The sequence below is a fragment of the Actinospineispora spinosispora DSM 44797 genome (assembly GCF_000429025.1).
Taxonomy (GTDB): domain Bacteria; phylum Actinomycetota; class Actinomycetes; order Mycobacteriales; family Pseudonocardiaceae; genus Pseudonocardia; species Pseudonocardia spinosispora.
In genome coordinates this window covers 42534-59440 of sequence record NZ_AUBB01000033.1, presented here as the reverse complement: position 1 = coordinate 59440, position 16907 = coordinate 42534, and the positions used below count along the sequence as shown (strand labels likewise).

Sequence of the window (16907 nt, the reverse complement as noted above, 5' to 3'; positions counted from 1 at the left end):
CACCTCTGACCTGCGAGAAGAAGCCGATTGTCACCACTGGAAATAGTTTTTTCGGAAACTACTCGCGGGGTCGGGGGATGTCAACGGCTCACAGCTGCTGGATGACGTCCCAGGTGATGCCGTCGGCGGCGGCGAGGAAGACCCGCTGCTGCAGGTGTCGGTCGTGCACCTCGACCGTCCCGCGCGGGCTGTCGTAGGCCAGCCCCTCCGCGACGGCTGTCAGCGGCTCGACCTGGGTGGAGCCCGCGTGGCGCATCAGCTCGGTGAGCAGCCGGACGCCCTCGTAGCAGGACTCGCCGAGACTGTTGAGCACCGGGGCGTCCTGACCGAAGCGCCGGAAGTACGTGGCCGCGAAGTCCAGTCCGGACGTCGTCGGAAGGTCGGAGAAGTAGCCGGCCGAGGTCATCAGGCCCCGGGTGTTCTCCGCGCCGGAGGCCAGCAGGACGTTCTCGTCGATCAGCGAGCTGAACCGCAGCACGTCCCGGTCCAGCCCGCTCGCCGCGAACGCCCGGTTGAACGCCACCGCGTCGTCGCCGATCAGCAGCATCAGCACCGCGTCGCACCCGCTGGCCTCGACCCGGCGCAGCACCGAGGAGAAGTCGAGCGTGCCGAGCGGGACGTACATCTCGTCGCACACCGTCCCGCCGATCCGCCGCAGGTAACGGGACGCCTCGCGCGCCGAACGCCGGGGCCAGACGTAGTCGTCGCCGACGATCGTCCAGCGCCGCACCCCGACGCTGGAGGCGAACCAGTCGAGCGTCGGTCCGAGCTGGTGCTCGGGGGTCTCGCCGGTCAGGAAGACCCCGGGCCTGCGCTCGCCGCCCTCGTACAGCGCGGTGTAGGCGTACGGGATGCGCCCGCCGATGCGCGGCGCGACGGCCTCGCGCACCGCGGAGATGTGCCAGCCGGTGACCGCCTCGACCGCTCCGGCGCGGATCAGCGCGTCGACCTGCGTGGCGATCACCTCCGGCGGTGCGCCACCGTCGACCGGAACCAGGTTCAACCGTCTCCCGAGCACCCCGCCCTCGGCGTTGACCTCCTCCTCGGCGAGCGCCGCGCAGCTCTCGCACGACGGCCCGAAGATCCCCGCCGGTCCCTGCAGCGGGATGACCAGCGCGATGTTGAGCACGTCGGCCTCGCGCGACGGCGGCACCGTCAGGTCACGAGGAGGCATGCCCCAGACGGTAGCCCCCGGTTGAGTCGTCCGGGTTACGTCGAACGGCGGCTAAACTCACGCCATGGCGGAACGGGCGACTCTCACGGGTGACCAGTCGCTCCGGCTGCTCTCGCTGGTCTCGCACACCGTCACCCAGCGCATCGAGGATGCACTCAAGGTGCATGGCTCGGACATCGACCAGTGGCGGATCCTCGGGCTGCTCGTCGAGCGGGGCGCGTGCCCGATGAACGTGATCGCTGAGCACGCCATGCTGCTCGCCCCGAAGCTCAGCAAGGTCGTCGACCGGATGGTCTCGGCGAACCTGGTGCTGCGCCGCCCCGACGCGCACGACCGGCGCCGTGTGCTGGTGGCGGCCTCACCTCGGGGGCAGCGCGCGTTCGCCGAGTGGGACGCGGCGACAGCGCAGGTCCAGCAGCGCTTCCACGCGGCGCTGGGCGACGAAGCCCCGCACCTGCAGACCCTCCTGACCCGCCTGCACGAGTCCCTGACGGACTAGCCGCAGCGATCACATCCGCGCCGCTTCGCAGACCTTGAGGTCGTGTCGCAGACGCTGCAGTGTCTGCGACACGGCACGAGGCTCTGCGAAGTGGCCCGAGAACGCTGACCAGCTGCTGACCACGAGTCTCGGAGGAGTCCGCCTTCTCGGTCATGATGCAACGTAGCAGCGTGCATCGAGTCGATCGGCTCGCGGCGACACGACGCTCTGCGAAGTTGCCCAAGGAAACTGTGTACCATTTGGTACATGCTGGTTCGGGAGCGGGCTGAGATGGGGGCGGCGGCCACCGCCGTGTGGGACGTCGTCGGGGACTTTCGCGGGCTGATCGAGGCGATGATCGAGGGCACCGGCGGACGGGTCGAGGTGGAGGGCGAGGGCGTCGGCGCGCTGCGCACCGTCACCCTCGGCACGGACGTCCTGGTCGAGCGGCTCGAGGACCAGGACGACGCCGCATGGCGTACCACCTACTCGATGCTGGTCACCGGCCCGTTCCCGGTCACCGGCTACCGCTCCACGATCGAGCTGACTCCCGCGGGCCGGGATCGCTGCGAATTGGAGTGGACCGGCACGTTCGAACCCGCTGGGGTGGACGACGACGTCGCCGACGCCGCCGTGCGCGGCGTCTACACCGGCGCGATCGCCATGCTGCACCGCCGATTCGGCGCCTGAACAGGAGAACCATGTCCCTGCACGTCATCGTCGGAGCCGGCGCGGTCGGCTCGGCCACCGCGAGGCTGTTGGCGCGGCGCGGCGACCAGGTGCGCGTGCTGACCCGCGGCGGCGGTGGACCCGTCGACCCGGGGATCGACCGCATCCGGGTCGACGCGACCGACAGCGCCGCGCTGACCGAACAGGCGCGCGGCGCCGTCGCCCTCTACCACTGCGCCGCCCCGCCCTACTGGCGCTGGACCACCGACTTCCCGCCGCTGGCCGACTCACTGCTGCGGGCCGCCGAGGCCACCGGCGCGGTCCTGGTCTCGGCCGGCAACCTCTACGCCTACGGCCCGGTCGACGGTCCGATCACCGAGGACCTGCCGCTCGCCGCGACCGGCGCGAAAGGCCGGGTGCGCGCCGACATGTGGCGTGCCGCGCTGGCCAGCCACCGGGCCGGCCGCGCGAGGGTCGTCGAGGCACGCGCCTCGGACTACATCGGCGCGGGCGCGCTGTCGATCCTCACCGAGATGGTGCTCAAGCCGGTCGCGCGCGGCCGGCGCGCGATGATCCCCGCCGACCTCGACGCCCCGCACTCCTGGACCTACACCGAGGACGTCGCCCACACCCTGATCGCGCTCGCCGACGACGAGCGGACCTGGGGCCGGGCCTGGCACGTTCCCAGCGAGCCGCCGATCTCGGTCCGCGACGTCGCCACGCGCGCGGCCGCGCTCGCCGGAGCGCCCGCCCCTCGGCTGTCCGTCATGCCGGACCCGGTGTTCCGGTTCGCCGGACTGCTCGCCCCGATCGGCGGTGACACCGCCAAGATGGCCCGTGAGCTGCGCGAGGTCGCCCACCAGCGGCAACGCCCGTGGGTGCTCGACTCCCGGGCCGCGACCACCGAGCTCGGGGTCGAGCCCACTCCGCTCGACGATTCGCTGCGCGACACAATGAGCCACATCCAAGGCGGCGGGTAGGGAGACGGTGCGCGGTGGCGGGGTCGAGCGGCACGACGGCGCGCAACTCGGCCACGGTCGCCGTGTGGACCCTGGTCAGCCGGGTGACCGGCCTGCTGCGGGTCGTCGTGGTCGGCGCGGCGCTCGGCGCCACCTACTTCGCGAACAGCTTCCAGGCCACCAACGTCGTACCGAACATCGTGTTCTCGCTGATCACCGGCCCGGTGCTGACGATGGTGCTGATCCCGGCACTCATCGGTGCCCTCGAACGCGGCGGCCCGGACGGTGCCCGCCAGCTGCTCGCCACGGTCGGGCGCTGGCTGGTCCTCGTCGCGGCCGCGGTGGCCGGGGTCCTCGTCGTCGCCGCGCCCGCGCTCGCCTGGACGCTGAGCCGGGGGATACCCGACCCCGCCCAGCAGCAACACGGCTGGTGGCTGACCACCCTGCTGCTGGTGCTGGTCGCGCCGCAGATCGTGCTGTACTGCCTCGTTCACCTCGGGATCTCCGCGCAGCGCGCACAGGGTCGGTTCGCGTTGTCCGCCGCCGCGCCAGCGGTGGAGAACGTGGTGCTGATCGGCGTCGTCGCGGCGGCCGGCTGGTGGTACGGCTACGGCCTCGACGTCGCCGACGTACCGGTCGGCCTGGTGATCGTGCTCGGGCTGGGCAGCACACTCGCCGTCGGGCTGCACGCGGCGCTGCAGCTGTTCGGCGCGGCCAGGGTCGGGCTGCCCGCCTGGCCGTCGCTGCGTCGGCGCGGGGACTCCCACTCGGCCGAGGTGATCGTGAGGCTGCGTCGTTCGGTCGGGGTGGCGGCGCTGCCGTCGTTGGCGATGTACGTCCTGATCGCGATCGCCAGCTCGGTTCCCGGCGGCGTGTTCGTCGTACAGATGTCGTACTCGGTGCAGTTCTCGATGTCCTACCTGAGCAGTCGCGCGGTGTCGATGGCGTCGCTGCCCGAGCTCGCCGACGCCCGCGCCGACACCTCGGCGTTCGCCACGATCTGGCGGCGCGGACTGGCCTACGCGCTGATCGCCGGACTCCCGCTCGCGGTGCTGCTGGCGGTGCTGGCCGCGCCCACAGCGGGACTGCTGGCCGCCGGTGAGCTGCGGGGCACCGCGCTGGTCGGGTCGCTCGCGGGCTGTCTCGTGCTGGTCGCGGTGTCGCAGCTGGTCACCGGGCTGAGCGACCTGGGAAACCAGGCGCTCTACGCCCGGCTCGAGGACCAGGTACCCCGGATCGCGAGCCGGGTGACGCTGGGTGTCACGGCCGTCGTGGGGCTGACCGCGCTGCTCGCCCCCGCCGGTGGTGCGCGGCTGGTATGGCTGGTCGCTGCCGTCCTGGCCGGCGAGCTGTGCGCGGCGGCGCTGGTGCTCGGCCGGATCCGGCGAGTGATCCGGCCGGAACGTTTCGTGGACCGTCGCGCGCTGGCCGGGACGGTATTCGCCGCGCTGGTGATGATCCCGGTGGTCGCCGGGACCTGGTGGGCGCAGCACGCCTACCCGGGCGGCCAGCTCGCCACGGTGCTCGTGCTGGCGGTCGGCTGCGGGGCAGCGGTCGCGGCCTACGCGCTGGTGCTGCGCGGGACCTGGCGCGCTATCTGACCGACCGCGCCAGCCGAACGCCGGCGATGATCACTCGTTTGGTCCTGTCGTAACCGGCGGATCCGGCTTTCGCGGTGCGGACCTTCTCGAAGTAATAGGTGCGAATCGGAACCTCGACCGCCCCGAACGAGGCCTTGAACCTGCGGAGGTCATCGGTCTGGGACAAACCGAAGTCATAGCTGCGTCCGCCGCTCTCACACGCCGCCTCGATTGCGTGCCGGTGCAGAATCTCGTTGGCGCCGGTGCCCCGCGCCAGGTCCTTGTCCATGGCCCCGCGCCAATAGGTGGCGCGACGGCCGCCGGACAGAACGATCAGGCCGGCAATCGGCTCACCGTGCAGTCGCGCAATCCACACCGTGCATTGTTCGCCCAGATTCCGGGCGACCTTCTCGAATTTGCTCATCGGGTGCTGACGATGGGACAGGAAGCGCATGAGGGGCAGCGGGTAGTTGCGCGCCCGCGCCCACCGGTCGACCGAGCTGCGGTACAGCTGATAGAAGACGGGGACCAGCCGGCCGGTGGTGTCCGACTCGACGGTGACGCCACGCCGGTGTGCCTTACGGGAGTGCGACCGGACCTTGCCGGTGAACCGGTCGGCCCAGACGGTGGAGAAGCCGCCGGTCAGGTCCAGGGTCTGGGCGGTACGCGCGGTGTAGTAGGTCCCGTCCGGCACCGCCGGATCCCAGTCCGCGACGTCGTCGCCGCCCACGACGATCCTGGTGCGCATCCCGGAGTTCCGGTGCACCGCGCGTACCAGCGCGGCGGTCTCCGCGCGGGACAGCGGCCCGCCCTCGGCCAGGAAGCCGTGCGCGTCGGCGCCGATGTTCCAGTGCCGTGAGGGCGAGGCGAAAACCCCGGGAACGCGTGGCACGCCGAGCCGGGGGAAAACTATTCGACGTCCGTCGCCGCCGCGGAACAACAACGTCTCATCGGTGAAAGAATCGCAGTCACAGATGCAGTCGATCCATCTCGGGGTTCGGGAGAGAGGCGCATCCGGATGGTCCGCCGCCAGCTCGTTCCAGACCGCTCGGGCCGCGCTGCCCGTCGCTTCCACGGACACCTGGTAATCGAGGACGATCGGCGCCATTCCAGGTCCACCTGAATCCGTCGGGCCACGAGCGGGACAAGTGCTCTGATCAATTGCCAGCGTAAGTTGGCCAACGCGGGGCGTCAAGAAACTCCGATGGGTGCACAACGTGGTTTTACGTTTCCGGTGGTTCTGTGGCCGCGCGCATCGCGACCTGCGACGATCATGCGATGGCGGCGACGATGGCGCGGTTGGGTTCGTTGCTGGTGGCCCTCGGCGTCCTGCTGATGACGGCGTTCGGCGCGAGCGGTGTGCACCTGGTCGGTCTCGGCCTGTGGTTCTGCGGCGCGGTGCTGCTGCTGGACTCGTTGATCGGTGGCGGGACGCCCGCGCAGTTCCTGTGGGCGGTGGCCGCGGCGGGCGCCGTGTACGCATACACCCAGACCACCGTGGCGACCTGGGCCACCGAAGGTGACGGGCGCCTGGTCGTCGCCGGTCTGACCGTGCCGCTCGCGGTGATCGCGGTGATCTGTCTACGCCGGAGCTGACACGGTGTGCTCGACCGTGCGGATGCCCGCCTCGCTCAGCGGGCCGCGCAGCCGGGGGAGGGTGAACAGCTCCTCGGGGTTGTGCACGCCGGGCGCGAGCGCGGGCAGACCGAGCAGTGCGTCGGCGAACACCACGGCGCTCGCCGCGGCCATCCGGTAGTCACCGGTGCCTTCGAGCGTGCGCACGCCGAGACGTCTGCCGTCTCGATACGCCGCCACCCAGTGGGCGACGGGTTCGCTGCTCGCCGCCCGATCGCCGCGCAGCGGACGCGACCGCAGTGCCGCCCTCGGCAGCCGGGACAGGAGCCTGGCGCCGTTCAGGGCGAGCATGAGTCGCGCCAGGCCGGGTTCCGAGAAACAGACGTAGGGCCGGACGGCCGGGTTCGTGCCGGTCAGCCAGCCGCCGTCGGGTTCGGCGAACCCCAGACAGCGCCGCGCACCGAACGGCGCGGGCAGGGTCACGGTCGTGGTCCGGTGGTGGACACGTCCGGTCAGGCCCCGGTGGACGAACGACGCACCCGCCGGACCCGCGGTGCTGGCCGCGCTGATCGTGAACACCATCTCCAGCTCGTCGGCGTCCGGGTGAGCGGCCACCAGGTCCGCCGCCAGGAGGTTCGTGACCCCGGGCGCGACGCCGGCGTTCATCAGGACCGCGCCGCGTGCCGGCCCGGCGTCCGATCGGAGCTCGGTCGCCGAGGCGGCGGGCATCGCGGACAGGTTGATCAGCACGCCGCCGTCCCGCAGCACCAGCCGCTCCGCGCCGAGCCGAGGGTCGGGCACCGTGTTGACGACGACGTCGGCCTGGGCGATCGCGGGGGCCGCGGTGTCGGGCTCGGTCAGGTCGAGCTGCCGGAAGCCGGGTGCCGCGCGCCGGCTCGCCGCGACCGTCCGCCACCCCGAGGCTCGGAACGCCTCGACGCACAGCGCGCCGAGCGACCCCCGTGCGCCCAGGACCAGTACCTCACGACCGCCGCCCATGATGTCCCTCTCGCCTCACCGATTCAAGGAACATACCGACTGTCGGTCTATTAGTAAACCGACGGTCCGTGAGGTGTCACAACAGGCCTAGGCGGGTCAGGTCCGCGGGGTACTTGTGGATCAGGGCGGGTGTGACGTGCGGGATGTCGCCGGTCGGGTCGAGGGCCAGCTCGTGCACCGCGGCCCGGAAGTGGCTCGTCGGGACGGTGGAGCCGGCGACCGGGTGCGTGGGTTCGGCGAACGCGTGCAGCAACGGCAGCAGGGAGTGGTGCCGCTGTCGCGGTGGCAGCGCGCGCAGGGCGGCCTCGAAGCGGGTCAGCCACGCGCGGTGGTCGTCGATCCGGGTGATCGGATGGCCCGCCTCGACGAGCCAGTCGACGTAGGTGTCGAAGGAGATCCCGTCGTCGTGCGGGTTGATCACGTTGTAGGTCTCGCAGCCCTTCACCGTGGCGGCGCCGAGAGCGGTGACGGCCCTGGCCACGAAGTCCACGGGCAGCCCACCGGAGTGCGCGCGCCCCTCGGTCGCGTAGAACGAGCGTGGCGCGACACCGGTGGCGAGGAGGCTCAGCACCAGCCGGGTGAACACGTCGGGCACGTTGAGCTGCCCGCCGTAGTGGCTGTGGGCCAGGATCAGGTCCGAGCGGAACGTCGCGACCGGAAGACCACACAGATCGTGTGCCTCCCTCAGCAGCACCTCGCCCGCCCACTTGCTGGCCGCGTAGCCGCTCGCGTAGCCGTCGTCGAGTCGTCGAGCCGGGATGGCCTGCCGAACGTCGGCGTCTTCGGCCATGTCGGCGGGCGCCCCGGTCAGCACACCGACGGTGGACACGTAGCTGACCGGTTTGAGCGTCGTGGTCAGGGCGAGGCGGATCACCTCAGCGGTGCCCACGACGTTGGGGCCGAACAGCTCGGCGTAGGGCAGGACGTGGTTGACGAACGCGCCCGCATGCACGATCAGGTCCACCGTGTCGGCGAGGCGTTGCCAGGTCTCGCGTTCGAGTCCGAAGCGGGGTTCGGCGAGGTCGCCTGCCAGCACGGTCAGTGTGGAGCCGGCGTGTTCGCGGTAGCGCCGGAGCAGGTCCGGGTCGCCGCTGTCGAACGCCGCGTCCAGCCGGGCGCGGGCGGCCTCGTCGTCGCCGCCACGGCCCACACAGATGAGGGTTCCGCCCTCGGGCCCGAGCCGCCGCAGCCACTCCAGGCAGAGGAACCGGCCGAGGTAGCCGTTCGCGCCGGTCAGCAGGACCGTCCTGGCACGCCCGGCCGGTTTCGGCAGGTTCGCGGCCGCGTCGAGTGTCTCGGCGTCGAGGAAGCCGTCCAGGGTGAGGTCACGAGCCCGCGGTTCGGTCAGGTCGGGGCCGTGGACGGTGGCGGCGGTGGGCCCGCTCCCCGGCCCGAGGGCGCGTTCGAGGTAGCCGGCCAGGGCACGCAGGTCGCCGGCAGGGCTGACGACGACGCCGACCGGGACGTCCACCGCGAAGATCTCGCGCAGCAGGTTCGACAGGCTCAGCGCGGACAGCGAGTCGCCGCCGAGGTCGATGAACCGCAGGTCCGGGGTGATCTCCTCGGCCGTGACGTCGAGTACCGCCCGGACCGAGGCGAGGACGGTGTCGAGCACCGGCTGATCGCGCCCGGTGGCGGTCAGCCGTCGCAGCTCGGCCGCTTCGCGCTCGGCGGCCTGGGTGTAGCGACGTTCGAGCAGGGCGCCGTAACGAGCGTCGAGCGTGGGGCGCTGCAGCTTCCGGACCGCGGACAGCAGCCCGTTCTCCGGGGTGAAGGGCTCGGTCTCGATCAGCAGGTCCCGAGGAACCTCGTACCCTTCCAGTCCCTCGGCGCCCGCGATCCGCCGCAGCGAGTCCCGCACGAGCGAGGCGACGCGGTGCACGTCGTGATCCACCTCGGCGAGCGACTCGGGTGTGGGCACGACCACCGCGAGCAGGTAGGCGCGCTCGCTGTTGCCGTAGAGGTAGATCTGCTGGACCACCGGGCTGGCGACGAACAACGCCTCCAGCCGGGAGATCGCGACGAACTCACCCTGGGACAGCTTCAGGATGTTCGTGCGCCGATCGAGGTAGGTCAGCTCGTCCGGTGCGACCTCGGCGACGATGTCGCCGGTGCGGTAGAAGCCGTCGGAGGTGAACGCCTCGGCGGTGGCGTCCGGGCGGTTGAAGTAGCCGGGGATCAGGGTGCTCGACCGGATCAGCAGCTCGCCGCGCGGGTGCGGCGAGTCGGTCGTGAAATAGCCGAGGTCCGGCACGTCGTCGAGGCGGTAGTCGACCACGTGCTCGCGCATCACGCGGCGGTCGAACAGCACCGCGCCCGCCTCGGTCGAGGCGTAGCCGTCCGACAACGGGACGCCGAGCGTGGAGCCGACGAAGTCCGTCAGCTCCGTCGACAACGGCGCCGATCCGCACACCGCCCACAGGACGCGGCCGCCGAACACGGTGTCACGCAGGTGCGCCTTCAGCCCGGACTCCTCGGCACCGTCGACACCGAGCTGCGCCTGGTAGCGCTGATACAGCAGGTCACAGAGGCGGGGAACGAGCATCATCACGGTCGGCCGGACGAGCGCGATGTCCTCGAACAGAGCGGACAGATCGCTGCGCACGGTGAAGAACGACGTCCCGCCCCTTGCCAGCGTGCTGAACAGCACCGCGCGGCCGGCCAGATGACTCATCGGCAGATAGGCGACATCGATCAGCGGAAGCCCGGGCCGTTCGGGGAAGAACCCGCGCCACAGCTGCGCGACCAGCCGCGCCGGGTACATCGCGCCCTTGGGCAGACCGGTCGTACCGGACGTGTAGATCAACAGGGCGAGCCGGTCCTCGTCCGCGTCGAGGTCCGGCGCCAGCGGCAGCGTGGCCCCCCGGTCGAGCAGCCGCGGCAGCGACCCGATCACCACGTCGTGGCCCGACGCGGTGAGGCGGGCGCGGGCGGCGTCGAGCCGGTCCCGCTCGTCGTCCACATCCGGGTGGTGGTCGAACACCACGACCCGTCGGATCGAGCTACCGGACTCGACGACCTCGACCGCCGTCGCCAGCTGCTCCAGGCCGACCGCGAGGACCCGGGGCTCGGTCTCGCCGAGGATGGGAAGCAGCTGGCCGGTCGAGGAGCCCGCCTGCAGCGGCACGGCGACCGCACCGAGCCGGACACAGGCCAGGTCGATCGTGGCGTAGTCACCGCTGGTGAAGCCGAGCGTCGCCACGCGGTCGCCGACCCGCACCGGATCGTGCTCGTCGTGGTGCAGGGCGGCGGCGACCGCGCCCGCCCGCCGCCACAGCTCGCCGTAGCTGACCGTGTCGAACCGGGGGAGCGCACGCCGTGTGGTCCGCCCGGTGACCGGGTCGACGACGAGCTCGACGGCACGCTCACCGAGCGCGGGCCGATCCGCGTACGCCGTCATCACCGTCTCCAGGAGCGTGGTCAGCGGCAGCGACGGCCGCCTGATCGCCTCCGTGACCTCGTCCGACGGACATGCGGCCGCGAACTGGGCATCGTGCGCCAGCAGCGCGGCCCGTCGAGCCTGGGCATCGTGGTCGAGTCTGAACACGTTCCACCTCTGTCAGCTGTAGGTCAACGGTCGCGCCGGAGGAAGTGGCTGGTCAGCGCGGCGAGAGTGGTGAGTTGCTCCGGGTCGGCGCCGACCGACCGAAGCCGGGCGAGCGCGGACTCGGTGTGCCGCGCGGCCTGGGCCTCGGCCCAATGCCTGCCGCCGCACTGCTCGATGAGGTGCGCCGCCTCGCCGGCCTCGTCGGCATCGAGCGCGTGCGGCCGGTCGTAGAGCTCGGCCAGCCGGCGCGCACCGGATTCGCCCGAGTTCAGCGCGGCGAGGACCGGCGCGGACTTCTTCCGTCGGTGGACGTCGGCCAGCACGGGCTTGCCGGTGTTGGCCGGGTCCCCCCAGATGCCGAGCAGGTCGTCGACGAGCTGGAAGGCCATTCCCAGGTGCGAGCCGAAGGCGGCGAACCCGCCGGTCACCGAGTCCGGCGCTCCGGCCAGCACCGGGCCGAGGCACGCCGCGCAGGACAGCAGGGAAGCCGTCTTGCCGTGCACCATGTCCGAGTACTCGTCCGGTGTCACGGAGCGTCGCCGCTCGAAGGCGACGTCGAGGGACTGACCGCGTACCAATTCCTGCACGGTGGCCACGAGCAGCTCGGTCGCCCGACGGCCGTGGCCGCCGCCGATCTCGGCGATCAGCTGCACCGACCCGGCGAGCAGGGCGTCGCCCGTCAGGATCGCGGCGGGTGTGCCGAAGACGGTCCACGCGGCCGGCCGGTGCCTGCGCTCGCGGTCGCCGTCGATCACGTCGTCGTGCAGCAGGGAGAAGTGGTGCACCATCTCGACGGCGACGGCGGCCCGTACCGCCACCGTCTCCCGCAGCCCGGCCGCCCGCGCCGCGAGCACCGCGATCACCGGTCGCACCGACTTGCCGGCACGGCCGATGGCGTCGTTCCCGTTCTCGTCGAGCCAGCCAACGTGGTAGCCGACGACGTGCGCGACCGACGGCATGAGCTGCTCGACGTACCGCCGTTGAGCGGGCAGGACGAGGCCACGGATGGTGGCGGCGACGGCGAGCGGATCCGGTGTCCGGTGCGAGCCGGCGTCGGTGGCGGAGATCGGCACGGGCGGTCCGTCCATCCGGCTGGTGGTCACGATCGGGACAGGCGGCGCCGCGCGAGCAGCCACAGCACTCGCAGCAGCTGCCGGCGCGACGGTAGGTAGAAGGCGAAGAATGCGGCACGCGACAGCCAGGCCGGCCGACCCCGGACGGGCATGCCCCAGGTGTCGAGGACCGCGTGCCCGGCGCCGAACCCGGCGGTGACCCCCGCGCTCATCCAGGTGAAGCGCTTCGGCGGTCGGCCGAGGATCGTTCGCGCGATGTTGCGGCCCAGCCAGCTGCCCTGCCCGATCGCCCAGCCCGCGTCCTTCGGGCAGACCCCACCCACCGACGTGCGCACACACGCGGCGTCGCCGCCCGCCCAGATGCGGGGCTCGATCCGCAGGTACTCGTCGGTCCTCAGCCGCCCGGCGGCGTCGGTCGCCAGGTCCGTGAGGCCGGCCAACGGGTGTGCCCGATTGCCGACCGAGGCGATCGTGGTCGCGCTGGGGAGCCAGGAGCCGTCGTCCAGCTTCACCCCGTCCGGGGTGACGGCGGCGACGCGAGCCGGGGCGACGACCCGGACGTCGTTGCGCGCCAGCTCCTCGGTGACCCGGTCGCGCAGCGTGGGCGACAGTTCGAGCGCCAGGGTCGTGGAGGACCCGACGAGGGTCACCTTCGCGCCGTTCGCGCCGGCCTTGGCGAGCCGTTGGGCGACGGCGACCGACGCCTCGATCCCGGCGAGCCCCGCGCCGGCCAGCACGACGTGCAGCAGCCTGGCCCGCTCCTCGGATGCCTCGACCGCGGCGGCTTCGGCGATGCACTCGTCCAGGTGCGCGGACAGCGTCGCGGTCCGGCCGGCCTCACGCAGCGAGAACGCGTGCTCCCGCAGGCCGGGGACGGAGTCGAGCTCCTCGACCGCTCCGATGCCGACGACGAGGTGGTCGTAGTGCAGGTGCGCCTGGCCGCCGTCCACGAGCTCCACCGTGACCGTCCGGGTCTCGCGGTCCACGCCGCGGGCCCATCCGCGCACGTGTTCGGCCTTGGGCAGTGCCTCGGAGACCGGGCTGAACTGGGCGTCCGGGGGCAGCTCGGCGGACAGCACCTCGCCGGTCCAGCCGTGGAAGACATGCATCGGCTGGGGCTCGACGACGGTGATGCGCACCCGGCGCGGCAACCGGCGGGTGAGTGCCCGGTACGCCCAGATCGAGGCGTAGCCCGCGCCGAGCAGGACGACGTGCGTCCGGTCCAGGGAGGTGCTCATCGTGTTCCCCGATCCGTCGGCATCACCAGGGATGGATCGGTGGCCAGGAGCACGCCGTCGGTGACCTGGTAGCGGTCGCTGAGGCCGGACCAGTCGAGGTTGCCGCGCATCCAGGAGCGCATCCCACCGGCGAAGGTGCGCATCGCCTCGACGGCCCCGGGTTCCAGCCCATGCCAGCGGTGCATCACGAACTCCAGCTCCGCCCAGGCCTGCTCGAACTGGTCGATCTGCCGTGCGACCAGCTCGTAGACCTCGTCGATCGCCTCCTGCAGCCCGATGCCCCGTTCCTCGGCGAGGACGAGCACACCGTTCGTGGTCTCCCCGGCGGCGAGCTCCTTGCGCAGCGACATGATGTCGTTGACCCACACCACGACGTCGGCGGTCCGGTTGAACATCGTGTGGACCTGTTCGAACTCGTGCAGCAGCGCGGGCACCTCCCGCCCGGTCGCCACCTGCAGCAGATCCAGCGACGGCGTGATGCCGCCGGAGGCCCGCCGCAGCTGGGTGTAGCCCAGCAGCTCCGGAACCCGCCCGGTGCGCCGGTTGACGGCCTCGTACTTGAACGCGGCCAGGAAGTGCCCCATGTGCTGGGCGAACCGCAGGCGCCACTCGGTGCTCATGTCGGCCGCCAGCCGATGCCACACGGCGGCGAGCTGTGCTTCCAACCGGGTGTCCGAGCGGTCGCGCGCGGGCTGCCTGGTCAGGACACCCATGGTGCGCGCGGCGGCCTCGTCATAGCGGCCGGTCCACGCCTCGTAGCAGTCGTCGATGACAAACGCCCAGGTGAACCACCCCGCGACCGCCTCGACCCTGGACGGGATGATCGTGGGGTAGGAGCGCGCCACGAGCTCGCCGAGCCGGGTGCGCGCGAGCTTCTCCCGCGCGCGCTCGTCGTCCAGAAGCTCGTAGCGGACCGCCCACTCGAGGATCGCGGCCTCGAGCTCGGCCCGGTGCGGGGAGACCGCCGAGGGAAGGTCGAGCAGCGGGTGCCCCGGCGGCGGCGCGACGGTCGGCCGCGCCGAGGGCCTGGTGTCGACGCCGGTCATGCCGAGTGGCCTTGGCGGCGTGCCTCGACGATCATCGGGAGGTCGCCCGTGGTCAGCTCCGCGTGCGCCACCGGCGTGAGGGTGTGGCCCGGCTTGTGCCGGAACCTCCACCGGGCGGCGATCGAGGCGAGCGCGATGGTCATCTCGTGGTTGGCCAGAGCGTCGCCGAGGCATTTGCGGGTGCCGCCGCTGAACGAGATCACCGCGTTGCGCGGCAGCTTCCTCAGATTCTCCGGCAGCCAGCGGTCGGGCACGAACGACTCCGGATCGGTGAACACCGCCGGGTCCCGGTGCAGCGCGTACGGGCTGAACAGGATGCTCGCGCCCCGGGGGATGTCGTACCCGGCCAGCGTCGTGTCGACGACCGCCCTGCGGGTGATGAACCACACCGGCGGGAACATCCTCAGCGCCTCGTTGACCACGCGGTTCGTGAACGGCAACGCCGGATAGTCCGCGTCGGTCGCCGTGCGGCCGCCCAGTACCGAGTCGACCTCCTCGTGCAGGCGGGACTCGGCTTCGGGGTGCTGGCTCAGCAGGTAGAGCGCCCAGGTCAGCCCCGATGCCGGGGTCTCCACCCCGGCCGCGAGCACGGTCATCAGCTCGTCGCGGATCTCCGCGTCGGTCAGGCCGACACCGTCTTCGTCCCGGCCCGACATCAGGACGGACAGGATGTCCTCGTGCGGGCCGCCGTCGCGGCGGTAGGCCACCAGCATCGACGAGATGACGTCCTCCAGCCGCTGGAGCGCGTGCCGGAAGTCCTTGTTCGCCCTGGTCGGAAGCTGATGCAGCAACGGAAGCGGCAGCATCATCCGGTGGTAGACGCCCTTCCACACCACCGGGAAGGAACGCTGGACCTCGGCGATCGCCTCCGTGCTGACCTGCTCGTCGGAGAACATCGCCTGGGCCGTCACCCTGGTCGTCAACCTGCTCATCTCCTCGGGCAGGTTGACCTCCTGGCCCGGCTGCCACGAGTCGACCAGGTCGGACACGTGCTTGGCCATCACCTCGGTGTAGCCGGAGATCTTCTCCTTGGTGAACGCGGGCTGGATGAACCGACGCTGACGTTTGTGGGTCGTCACGCTGCAGGTGCCGACACCGTCGCCGAGAATGACCCGCATCTTGTCGATGAACTCGCCGCCCTTGTCGAATGCGTGCGGGTTGTGCAGCACCTCCTGGACGACGTCGTGCGACACCGCCATGTATGCGATATCCCGGCCCAGTTTCACCCGGACCAGATCACCGTGGTGGCGCAAGGTGGGCAGATAGGTGAGTGGCTCACGGAATATCTGGATAGCATTCCCCAAGATCGGTACCCGCCCGGGAGCATCGCCGATCTTGTAATGACTGTTCGTCTGGGTGACGGTCATAAAGATCTCCGGATTCTGTCCACCTCGATCCGAAGAACGTCTGATGACTTCATCGCGAGGTCAGCGTGTATGTGGTTCGGGTCGCCTGCCGGAATGGCGCGGTGTTCGTTCACCGGTCCATGAAACGAGCAGGTGCTTCTCCGGGGGCCGCCACTCACCGACTGGTGACCGCCCCGCTGCTTGGACGAGATCCTTACACTCTTTACGTGCCAGTGCAAGCACTTTGCGTGTTGCGTAGGTCCAAGGTAGGCGTTTGAGCCCTTGATCCTCTAGCGGCCTTGCGTGTTCCTTACATTCTTTGTGTCGCATGTGGCGCCCGTCGTCTGACGTGCCGCCCTGCCGGTTGCCTCGCCCGACCACGCGGTCGGGTCAGCGGTACCGGCTCGGGGCCGGGTCTGATTTTCCTTTTTCCTGCTTTATCGACACAGGGCTTGACCGTCGAGCGGGTGGCTGTCATCGTCGCTGTTCGTACGCGCCCGATGGCGCGACTAATACCAGGACGGAGTGAGTTCAGTGGAAGAGGTGGTGCTGCTCGACGAGGCAGGGCGTTTTATCGGAAGTGCGGACAAGGCGACTGTCCACCATGCTGAAACCCCGTTGCATCTGGCGTTCTCGTGTTACCTCAGCAATTCCCGCAACGAGGTGTTGATGACCCGTCGTTCGGCGCGGAAGAAGACCTGGCCCGGCGTGTGGACCAATTCCTGCTGCGGACACCCGGCGCCCGGCGAGACGCTGGCGTCGGCCGTGCTCCGGCGGCTGAGGGAGGAGCTCGGTGTCACCCCGACGGGTCTCGACCTGATACTGCCCGAGTTCCGCTACCGCGCGGTGATGGGCAACGGCGTGGTGGAGAACGAGCTGTGCCCCGTCTTCCGGGCCTACACCGACGAGACCCCCACGCCCGACCCCGACGAGACCGACGACTTCCGCTGGGTCGAGTGGGCCGAGCTGTGCGACGCCGTCACCTCCGGCGCCTTCGAGGTGTCGCCGTGGTGCCGCGAGCAGGTCCAGCACCTGCTCCCCTGGGGCACAACCGTCTGCGACTGGCCCACAGCGCCCGACGAGCGTCTCCCGCCCGCCGCGCCTCGCAGCGACGTCGCGCACCCAGAGTGCACGTCGCACACGTCCCAACCTGTGCGAAGTGCACGCTAGGTAGGCGAAGTTCACTGCCAGAAGGTGTCAGGGGAGTGGCTTTAGCGTGGCTG

14 protein-coding genes are annotated in these 16907 nt (G+C 70.9%); 6 read left to right on the top strand and 8 right to left on the bottom strand.

What is annotated here, in order from left to right; all coding sequences use genetic code 11:
- Positions 1-88 precede the first annotated feature (88 nt).
- Positions 89-1174 carry a substrate-binding domain-containing protein gene (locus tag G406_RS0116465; RefSeq protein ID WP_037076981.1) on the bottom strand — a complete coding sequence of 362 codons (1086 nt, stop codon included), beginning with the start codon at positions 1172-1174 and terminating at the stop codon, positions 89-91.
- 64 nt (positions 1175-1238) lie between these two features.
- On the opposite strand from G406_RS0116465, the gene G406_RS54090 reads away from it, so the two are divergent.
- The 4 genes from G406_RS54090 (at position 1239) to G406_RS0116445 (ending at position 4881) form a co-directional block, all read left to right on the top strand.
- On the top strand, positions 1239-1673 hold the full coding sequence (locus G406_RS54090; RefSeq protein WP_051342202.1) for a MarR family winged helix-turn-helix transcriptional regulator: 435 nt from the start codon (positions 1239-1241) through the stop codon (positions 1671-1673).
- Positions 1674-1919: 246 nt separating this feature from the next.
- Positions 1920-2342 carry an SRPBCC family protein gene (locus G406_RS54085; protein ID WP_051342201.1) on the top strand — a complete coding sequence of 141 codons (423 nt, stop codon included), beginning with the start codon at positions 1920-1922 and terminating at the stop codon, positions 2340-2342.
- 11 nt (positions 2343-2353) lie between these two features.
- Positions 2354-3301 carry an NAD-dependent epimerase/dehydratase family protein gene (locus G406_RS0116450; protein ID WP_028934667.1) on the top strand — a complete coding sequence of 316 codons (948 nt, stop codon included), beginning with the start codon at positions 2354-2356 and terminating at the stop codon, positions 3299-3301.
- Positions 3302-3315: 14 nt separating this feature from the next.
- Positions 3316-4881 carry a lipid II flippase MurJ gene (locus tag G406_RS0116445; protein ID WP_028934666.1) on the top strand — a complete coding sequence of 522 codons (1566 nt, stop codon included), beginning with the start codon at positions 3316-3318 and terminating at the stop codon, positions 4879-4881.
- On the opposite strand, the gene G406_RS0116440 is transcribed toward G406_RS0116445, so the two are convergent.
- The gene (locus tag G406_RS0116440; protein WP_028934665.1) at positions 4874-5968 is read right to left on the bottom strand and encodes a GNAT family N-acetyltransferase; all 1095 of its coding nucleotides are present in this window, start codon (positions 5966-5968) and stop codon (positions 4874-4876) included. The genes G406_RS0116445 and G406_RS0116440 overlap by 8 nt on opposite strands.
- A 134-nt stretch (positions 5969-6102) precedes the next feature.
- Between G406_RS0116440 and G406_RS57800 the strand changes: the two genes are divergently transcribed.
- Positions 6103-6456: a hypothetical protein gene (locus G406_RS57800; protein ID WP_028934664.1), complete on the top strand. Its 354-nt coding sequence runs from the start codon at positions 6103-6105 to the stop codon at positions 6454-6456.
- Here the strand turns inward: G406_RS57800 and G406_RS0116430 are convergent.
- From G406_RS0116430 to G406_RS0116405, 6 genes are all read right to left on the bottom strand, one after another.
- Positions 6442-7434 (bottom strand): NAD-dependent epimerase/dehydratase family protein, encoded by a 993-nt coding sequence (locus G406_RS0116430; protein ID WP_028934663.1) that lies wholly within the window; start codon positions 7432-7434, stop codon positions 6442-6444. The two genes, G406_RS57800 and G406_RS0116430, sit on opposite strands and share 15 nt — an antisense overlap.
- A 76-nt stretch (positions 7435-7510) precedes the next feature.
- Positions 7511-10981: a carboxylic acid reductase gene (gene car / locus G406_RS0116425; RefSeq protein ID WP_156934939.1), complete on the bottom strand. Its 3471-nt coding sequence runs from the start codon at positions 10979-10981 to the stop codon at positions 7511-7513.
- Positions 10982-11004: 23 nt separating this feature from the next.
- Positions 11005-12069 carry a polyprenyl synthetase family protein gene (locus G406_RS47410; protein WP_084216121.1) on the bottom strand — a complete coding sequence of 355 codons (1065 nt, stop codon included), beginning with the start codon at positions 12067-12069 and terminating at the stop codon, positions 11005-11007.
- Between the two features lie 11 nt (positions 12070-12080).
- Entirely contained in the window at positions 12081-13292 is a 1212-nt protein-coding gene (locus G406_RS0116415; protein ID WP_028934661.1) for an NAD(P)/FAD-dependent oxidoreductase, read from the bottom strand.
- The gene (locus G406_RS0116410) at positions 13289-14338 is read right to left on the bottom strand and encodes a terpene synthase family protein (RefSeq protein WP_028934660.1); all 1050 of its coding nucleotides are present in this window, start codon (positions 14336-14338) and stop codon (positions 13289-13291) included. The genes G406_RS0116415 and G406_RS0116410 overlap by 4 nt, the downstream gene beginning before the upstream one ends.
- Positions 14335-15705, bottom strand: a complete 1371-nt coding sequence (locus G406_RS0116405; RefSeq protein ID WP_051342199.1) for a cytochrome P450 — start codon at positions 15703-15705, stop codon at positions 14335-14337. Before G406_RS0116405 ends, G406_RS0116410 begins: the two co-directional genes overlap by 4 nt.
- Positions 15706-16218: 513 nt before the next feature.
- Here G406_RS0116405 and idi point away from each other — a divergent pair.
- Positions 16219-16854, top strand: a complete 636-nt coding sequence (idi, locus tag G406_RS47405) for an isopentenyl-diphosphate Delta-isomerase (protein WP_064742943.1) — start codon at positions 16219-16221, stop codon at positions 16852-16854.
- The last annotated feature ends 53 nt before the right edge of the window (positions 16855-16907 follow it).

Coding starts and splice junctions, on each gene's coding strand:
- G406_RS0116465 (WP_037076981.1), bottom strand. CDS start 1,174: ATGCCTCCTCGTGACCTGACGGTGCCGCCGTCGCGCGAGGCCGACGTG.
- G406_RS0116430 (WP_028934663.1), bottom strand. CDS start 7,434: ATGGGCGGCGGTCGTGAGGTACTGGTCCTGGGCGCACGGGGGTCGCTC.
- G406_RS0116415 (WP_028934661.1), bottom strand. CDS start 13,292: ATGAGCACCTCCCTGGACCGGACGCACGTCGTCCTGCTCGGCGCGGGC.
- G406_RS0116410 (WP_028934660.1), bottom strand. CDS start 14,338: ATGACCGGCGTCGACACCAGGCCCTCGGCGCGGCCGACCGTCGCGCCG.
- G406_RS47410 (WP_084216121.1), bottom strand. CDS start 12,069: ATGGACGGACCGCCCGTGCCGATCTCCGCCACCGACGCCGGCTCGCAC.
- G406_RS54090 (WP_051342202.1), top strand. CDS start 1,239: ATGGCGGAACGGGCGACTCTCACGGGTGACCAGTCGCTCCGGCTGCTC.
- G406_RS0116440 (WP_028934665.1), bottom strand. CDS start 5,968: ATGGCGCCGATCGTCCTCGATTACCAGGTGTCCGTGGAAGCGACGGGC.
- G406_RS0116405 (WP_051342199.1), bottom strand. CDS start 15,705: ATGACCGTCACCCAGACGAACAGTCATTACAAGATCGGCGATGCTCCC.
- G406_RS0116450 (WP_028934667.1), top strand. CDS start 2,354: ATGTCCCTGCACGTCATCGTCGGAGCCGGCGCGGTCGGCTCGGCCACC.
- G406_RS54085 (WP_051342201.1), top strand. CDS start 1,920: ATGCTGGTTCGGGAGCGGGCTGAGATGGGGGCGGCGGCCACCGCCGTG.